The following is a 4,691-nucleotide window of genomic DNA, read 5'->3' as shown; positions in this document are numbered from 1 at the left end:
CGCCGGAAGCAGCGAACTGAAGGATCTCGGACGGCTCGCCGCGGCCATGCGCGAGAGCATGCTTACCCACTGGCCCGAGCTTCAGCCGCTGCCCTCGCAACGACCATAAAGGACACTCCGCCCGGCAACCCGGCCAACGGCGCGAACCCGCGAACCACAGGTCTTGACAATTCCTCGTCACCCGAGCACCGGGCACCTGTCGTTCACGCAACCGCGGCAGGGCCGAATGCACAGACGTTCCGTCCGCGCGGCCGTTCTGGATGCCGGGTGCCTGCCCCCGACCCTCGTGGGCCTCTGTCTCACATCGTGCCGGCCACCAAGCAAAGAGCCGTGCCGCCGCCCGCGGTCACGGCCGGGGTCCCCCGTGCGGTGAGACTGCTCGGGGCGGCCGTGGTGGCCTACGCCAGCTGCCGACGGGGCGCGCCGGATGCGCGACGGTGGAGCCCACGCAAATTTCCGAACCTCGATCGCCCCGAAAAATCATACTCGGCGCGGTGCGGCTCCGCCCTGCCAGCGGTAGAGGTCGCGCAGCAGGGAAATCTCGGCGCCGTGATGGATCAGCTCCCTGTTGACGTGCAGAACGATGCCCTCCATGGGAAACCGCTCAGGACCCACCGCGGGCTGATTCTCCAGGTCAGCGTCCGAGAGCCCGCAGACCCCCGCGTTCCATCTCCCGTACATCTCATCGAGCTGTCTTAGCGCCTCGTCAGCGGTCCCCGCGTAGGCGAATGTCTGGAAGTCGACGTCCTGGCCGCGGAAGTGCCATCCGACCCGATAGCCCAGGCACGAGACGATGATGTGCGCCAGCCGCCAGGCAATCGTGGTCACCGGCGCCGGCACCGGGTCAGGGGACGCGTAGTCCACCGTCCACTCCCCCGATCCTGCCGGTATCGCCGCGACTGACGTGCCGCGTGGGCGGATGCTCCAGCAGCCGCGCACCGGCTCCCAGAAGTACTCCTCATCGGTAAGACCGGCCAGCCGCGGCCGCAGGTTCTCGCGCCAGTGCCAGTCCAACTGCTCCGCGAGTCGCTCGCTTCTTGTCACTTCTGCACACTACAGACAACGCGGATCTGGCTGCGGGCCTCCGCAAGGCCCGCAGCCCACCGGATCCATCCATCAGCGTGATGCGTACTCGATGTACAGGGGCGTCGCCAGAATGCTGCCGGAGTTGTCCACGGCAAGGATCCGTGCAATTCCGCCAAGCCGTACTGGTGGTGTCCACCCTTCGGCATGCGGCGCCTCGAGTTCGCACAGCAGAGTCACGGCTGACAGGGCGCGGTCTGCGGCGCCGAGTTCCGGGAGGTATCCGATCGCTGCGTGTCCCGGGAGTTGCTGCAGAGCGTGAGCGTAGGCACGGATGGCTTCGACATAGTAGTGACCGACCTGCTGGCCGTCGGAGATTCCGTCGCCCGTCGCCCGTCGACGGTCCAGAACGTGGGCTGACGAGCCGACGAGGACAAACGGCGGCTGCTCGGGGTACTGCGCGGCAGCGAAATAGACGAGCCCCTCCACCACTGGATGGCCACGCACCCTGTCACCGCCCGGCCAGGCACTGCCGAATCTGAATTCCTCGTCGAACTCGATCCAGTGGCCGACCGCCAAGCCCGGTTCAGTCCGTTGCCGATGCCCGTACTTCCGCTCGATCATCTTCACTACGGCGTCCAGCGCACCGATGAGCGATGTCCGGCTATCGCCGGCCATCGAGGCCTTCACAGACAGCACGCCAGCATTGAGCCCCGCTTCCAGACCGAGGCGGTCACCGATCCGCCCGGGAAGCTGAGGTACCAAGACCCCCATCTTCGACTCGGACAGGTACAGCAGATCCCGCATGGCAGGCCGTACGCGGCGCAAAGGCATCAGTGCTTCCTCCTTGAGGGGACAGCGGCAGCAGCAACTGCATATCAGAACGGCCGAACGTACAGCGGGCGGCAACCGGGCAGTGTGTCCCTGCCCACGGTGATGCCGACCGCGGCCGCCAGGCGGGCCCCCGGCCCGGCCGGCCATCGCCAATCCGATCTGTGTCAACAGCCCGCTCAGCAAAGGGGTAGAGCGGCCGTGCGGAGTCGTCAGCCCTGCGATCTGCTCGGCGAACGTCACTGCCGGGCAGGTGGGATTCTCACAGCGGAAGCGACGTATGTGTAAGTCGATCACGACACCAAGACCGCCCACAGCGGCATCCCGCAGCTTGCGTACATACCCGCCGTGCACCCGCGACGAGCTATGACCGCAGCGGCAGGCCCCCGTCGCCGACCGCGCTCGTGCCCGCAGTACAACCTTGTCCGGCCGTCGCTCGGCCTCCTCGATCAGCAGCGCGGACAGGTACGGAAACAGCTCCAGGAGCACATCACGAGAGCACCCGATGCCTGATCGCGAACAGTCGGCCCAGCCCGCTCAACGGTCCGGATCCCAAGATCGTCGACAGAACCCGGATCTTCACGTGGATGGCGTCGACGAAGACCACCGGACAGACGACGTCGAGAGGCCGGTTCTGCCACTCGGCCATGCCCTCCAAGACTTTGTCCGTGATCGTGGAGATCGTCTGCCTGGAGACCTCGGCGCCATGGACCTCCGCGAGGTGGGTCTGGACCTCACCGGTGGTCAGGCCCTTGGCGGCCAGCGAGATCACCATCTCGTCGACGCCGGTCAGACGCTTCTGCCGCTTCTTGACGATCTTCGGCTCGAACGAACCGTCCCGGTCGCGAGGCACGGCCATCTCCACCGGACCCACCTCGGTCAGCACGGTCTTGGAGCGTTTGCCGTTGCGGGAGTTGCCGCCGTCCTTGCCCGCCGGACCGTGCTTGTCATAGCCGAGGTGATCGCTGATCTCGCCTTCCGGGGCGGACTCCAGCAGCCGTTTGGTCAGCTGCTGGAGCATTCCGCCCTCCCCGGTCAGCTGCAGGCCCTCGGCCTGGACCCGGCTCACCAACTCGTCGATCAGCTGGTCGTCCACGGCCCTTGCCGACACATCCGCTGCCGACTCGGCAGCCTCCTGCGCGGCCACGTTCTCACTGCTCATCGATGCGTCTTCCATGATCGGGAGTTACACCGAACGATTTGCAGTCCCAGGCGAGCACGTCTGCTGCCATGAGCAGCGGAAGTTGTTCTTGCCGCCCAGCGTGTAGTCGTAGACGCGGGCGGAGTGCGCGCGGTGGGTCTGCAGGCCGGTGGCTGGCTTCCGATCGTTCTCGTCGAGCTTCATCCACGCGGGCGTTTCAGACGGCAGCAACGAGTGATCTCCATGGGGCCGGCGATGCGCAGTCGAGACGAACGACATGGATCATCGCTGATCTTGGGGTAGGGCAGTGGCAGCGCAGTGAATGGGCGTGCAACTTCGGCCGGCCGATCAGGCGTCAAGGTGTGCAGAGGCTGTGCTCGACCAAGAACGCGGCCCCGCCCGTCCTTTTAGAGAGGTTCCAGTGACACACCACGGCAGCCGCGCTCGTACTCTGCACACTGTCTTCGCCACCGCCCCCGCTCGCGCGGTGGTGGTCGCCGCGGCCGGGACGGCGCTGCTGGCGGGGTGCAACTCGGGCGGCGCGACCACCTCCGTCGCAGGTTCTGCGCATTCCGCAAGCTCCGCGAGTTCCGCAAGCTCCGCGAGTTCCACACCCTCCGCGCCTGCTGCGTCGTCGGAGCCCTCCACGCCTGCTGCGTCGTCGGAGCCCTCCGCGCCCTCCGGGTCGCCCTCCGCCGACTCGACCGCCGCGGCCAACAGCGACTGCCGCTCGCTGGTCGTAACGCCCGCGGAGAAGGCCGCCGTCACCACCGCCTACGGCCGCCAAAGCCAGCCGCAGCTGGTGCACATCCAGCCCGAACCCGGGACCTTCTTCTACGGCATCTGCCACGGTGTCCACTACGCCGCCGCGCAGTTCGAGCCCACCGCGGGCGCCAGCGAGGCCGAACTCGTCGCCAGCCAGGATGAGGGCTCTGCGATGAAGTACTTCTCCCAGGGCGCGGATGGCGGCTGGGAATTCATCGCCTCTAACGGCTTCCCCGCCGCGCCGGGCGGCTGCGCGGCGATCCCGCAGATCCCGGCGGCCCTCGCGGCGGCCTGGGCAGACTGCGCAGTGAAGTACTGACCCGCGCCGAGCCGCTTCGCACTACCTGTCGAGCCGTCAAATCACGAACCCCGTCACCAGGCCCGACGAGGCCCAGACCCTACGACGCCGAAGTCAGTAATCCGTACCGGTGATTCTGGCGCACGTCGGGTGTGCGGGGCTTCCTGTCCCAGAGCGACGGCTAGACCCGACACTACACGCCCATTGGACGACCTGGGGGCGGAGCGCGGCGTGCAGCACTGCTCCGGCCTCAAGGACCTGTCCGACATTTGGACGGCCGCAATCTGTCCGCGCCCGCCGGTCGTTGAGTCCAGCGCGCCGTCCGGGCTACTCGCGTGAGACAACGAAATCCCCCCTCCCCGGAGGCACTCTCGACCCTCATAATCGCTGCCGGAACGGCCGCAACTTGCCCCATCCCAGAAGCCGAAGCCTTTCGGCTCCTGGCAGGAATGTGATGCACCCGCCAGTCTCGCCTCCCTGACCGATGCGCTCGCACCCACTGTCACCCGGCGGTCAGGCAGCTGAGCCCGTCCTGCCAGATACAACCGCTGCCGAGAAGCCAGCCCACCAGCACGGCCAGCTCAGGTGAAGTGAGCAAAATCCGGCCTACCGATCTTCAAACACTAGGTGGTT

Annotated in this window: 4 protein-coding genes and 1 pseudogene; 1 reads left to right on the top strand and 4 read right to left on the bottom strand. The window is 67.0% G+C overall.

Annotation, left to right across the window (positions count from 1 at the left end):
* Positions 1 to 480 precede the first annotated feature (480 nt).
* From AC5WRT_RS38710 to AC5WRT_RS38695, 4 genes and pseudogenes are all read right to left on the bottom strand, one after another.
* The gene (locus tag AC5WRT_RS38710; protein WP_496098886.1) at positions 481 to 1,044 is read right to left on the bottom strand and encodes a DinB family protein; all 564 of its coding nucleotides are present in this window, start codon (positions 1,042 to 1,044) and stop codon (positions 481 to 483) included.
* Positions 1,045 to 1,116: 72 nt separating this feature from the next.
* On the bottom strand, positions 1,117 to 1,857 hold the full coding sequence (locus AC5WRT_RS38705) for an SAVMC3_10250 family protein (RefSeq protein WP_496098885.1): 741 nt from the start codon (positions 1,855 to 1,857) through the stop codon (positions 1,117 to 1,119).
* 568 nt (positions 1,858 to 2,425) lie between these two features.
* Positions 2,426 to 3,016, bottom strand: a pseudogene (locus AC5WRT_RS38700) (transposase); the annotation flags it as partial.
* 24 nt (positions 3,017 to 3,040) lie between these two features.
* Positions 3,041 to 3,199 carry an SAM-dependent methyltransferase gene (locus tag AC5WRT_RS38695; RefSeq protein ID WP_496098884.1) on the bottom strand — a complete coding sequence of 53 codons (159 nt, stop codon included), beginning with the start codon at positions 3,197 to 3,199 and terminating at the stop codon, positions 3,041 to 3,043.
* A 217-nt stretch (positions 3,200 to 3,416) separates the two neighbouring features.
* Between AC5WRT_RS38695 and AC5WRT_RS38690 the strand changes: the two genes are divergently transcribed.
* Complete coding sequence (locus AC5WRT_RS38690; RefSeq protein ID WP_496101081.1) at positions 3,417 to 4,079, top strand: hypothetical protein; 663 nt, start codon at positions 3,417 to 3,419, stop codon at positions 4,077 to 4,079.
* Positions 4,080 to 4,691: the final 612 nt, after the last annotated feature.

The organism is Streptomyces sp. NTD91, assembly GCF_059510455.1.
The sequence above is the reverse complement of the archived record's forward strand: the minus strand, read 5'-3'. Positions and strand labels throughout refer to the sequence as shown.

What these genes read in the sequence shown, in the direction of transcription:
- AC5WRT_RS38695 (WP_496098884.1), bottom strand. Translation starts at nt 3,199, where the DNA reads ATGAAGCTCGACGAGAACGATCGGAAGCCAGCCACCGGCCTGCAGACC.
- AC5WRT_RS38705 (WP_496098885.1), bottom strand. Translation starts at nt 1,857, where the DNA reads ATGCCTTTGCGCCGCGTACGGCCTGCCATGCGGGATCTGCTGTACCTG.